Origin of the sequence: Micromonospora sp. MH33, assembly GCF_003013775.1 — a bacterium.
In the GTDB taxonomy this organism is placed as follows: Bacteria; Actinomycetota; Actinomycetes; order Mycobacteriales; family Micromonosporaceae; genus Micromonospora; species Micromonospora fulviviridis.
Genome location: NZ_MUYZ01000605.1, coordinates 1 through 1,708, shown reverse-complemented (window position 1 = coordinate 1,708; position 1,708 = coordinate 1). Strand labels below are relative to the sequence as shown.

The 1,708-nt window shown below is 62.9% G+C and carries 1 protein-coding gene; it reads right to left on the bottom strand.

Features of this window, described 5'->3' with window-relative positions; translation table 11 throughout:
• On the bottom strand, nucleotides 1–1,708 hold a 1,708-nt coding region (locus tag B0E53_RS38295), incomplete at both ends, for a hypothetical protein (RefSeq protein ID WP_168215499.1).

The window sequence follows — 1,708 nt, the reverse complement described above, 5'->3', positions numbered from 1 at the left end:
AACCCCCCGCACTGCGATACGACACCCGCCAACCACCATCAACCCACACCACCGACGGCTCCACCCCAGCCGCCCACCCCGACGACGACCCAACCCCGCCATCGGCCGAAGCCGCACCAGCCCACTCGAACGCCGCCGGCCCCCCAGGCAACGACGACCCCCCGGTACGCCGACGCTTCGCGGCTGGCCCCGCTGCGGCGCGCTCCCGGCGCTCCTTCCGCACCTCAAGCTGCTCGATCAGCTCACGGAACTTGGCGTCGGTCTTGCCCGTGTTGACAAGCCGGTAGGCGTGCGTGGGTATCTCCGACACGTCGTATAGCGAGTTGGCTTCCAGGTAGGCAGCCTTGGCTGCGTCGTCCAACGGCTTCAACGGCGCCTTGACCACCACGAAAACATTGTCGACGAGACCCGGTCCGACCCGCCGCTTTCCCACCCGCAGGGTGATCGCCGTCCCCGCGGACAGATTCACCTCCAGCCCATCGGCTGTCTTTCCCGGACCGCCGACCCGAAGATCGATGGGTTTGGGAAGTGCGGCATTAGCTATCAAATTGTCGTGGAAAACAATTGCATCGTCAAGCGACCATCGATCCCACGACTCCCAGAAGGCGTTTTTGCGCTGCCACTCGATGTCGCGCGCAGCGGGGGCGGGATCGGTCAACCTCAGATACAGGACCTGCCCCCCGTACCGCTCGGCCGGGATCTCCGCAACCGCGAGGGGTCGATCATTGAGGTCATACCCGACTTCGAGAACAACCTTCGCCATGCCTCTGGGAATGACAAACGGAGTTCCGTCGGCAAATTTGGCCCGCGCGATAGAGGCTCTCTTGGTGGCCTTTCCTTCATCACCCTCACTGAACCGCACGTTCAAAACGCCGCGTTCGCCCACTGTCGTCACCATGCGGAAGGAATCCTTGAACGACGGCTTGTCGAATTCCAGCGTCCGTTCCGCTCGTTCCGCCTTGCGCAGCCGCTCGATGTCGTGCGCGGTGGGGGCGGGATCGGTCAACTGTAGGTACAGTGCCCGCCCCCCGTTCCGCTCGGCCGGGATTTCCACAACCACGAGGGGCCGACCGCCGGTGTCATACCCGACTTCGAGAACCACGTTTGCCATATCAGCCTGGCTGAACGACGATCCGTCGGCCGCTCTGGCCCGCGGGATATAGGAAGGCCTCTTGAAGGACCCGGTTTCATCGCGCTCACCGAAGTGTGCACTCAAATGACCCGAGCTGCCCACTTTCGCTGCCCGCCGGAAGGAGTCAACGAAACCAGGCTTCTCAAATTGCCAAACTCGGGTGGGTACTCTTTTCCGCAATTCCTCCAGCTCGGCGCCCTCGAACTCGCGGTCGAGTTTCCGGTAGATGAAACTCTCGGTGCCGTCGGCTTCGGTGTACGGGATTCTGGCAAAACCTACGCCCTGCCCGTCGACGGCCTTCCCGAAGTCGACAGAGACCCCATCGCCGGGGGCGACAAGTTTGCCGAGATTCAAAATAACATCATTGCCGCCAATATTGAGGTGCAGACTTGTGCGGTATTTGGTGTTCGTGTGGGCGCCGGCGGTTAGGCGGAGGGTGAATGAGGATTCGAGTTCCGGGCTCTCGTCCTGCCAGCCGCTGTCTTCGTGGAGACTGTTGAGGTATCGACGATATTCTGAGATTTCCTGCGCCTGGCTGCGCAGGGAGACGGGCCGGCCGCCGCCCTCACGCCGGCC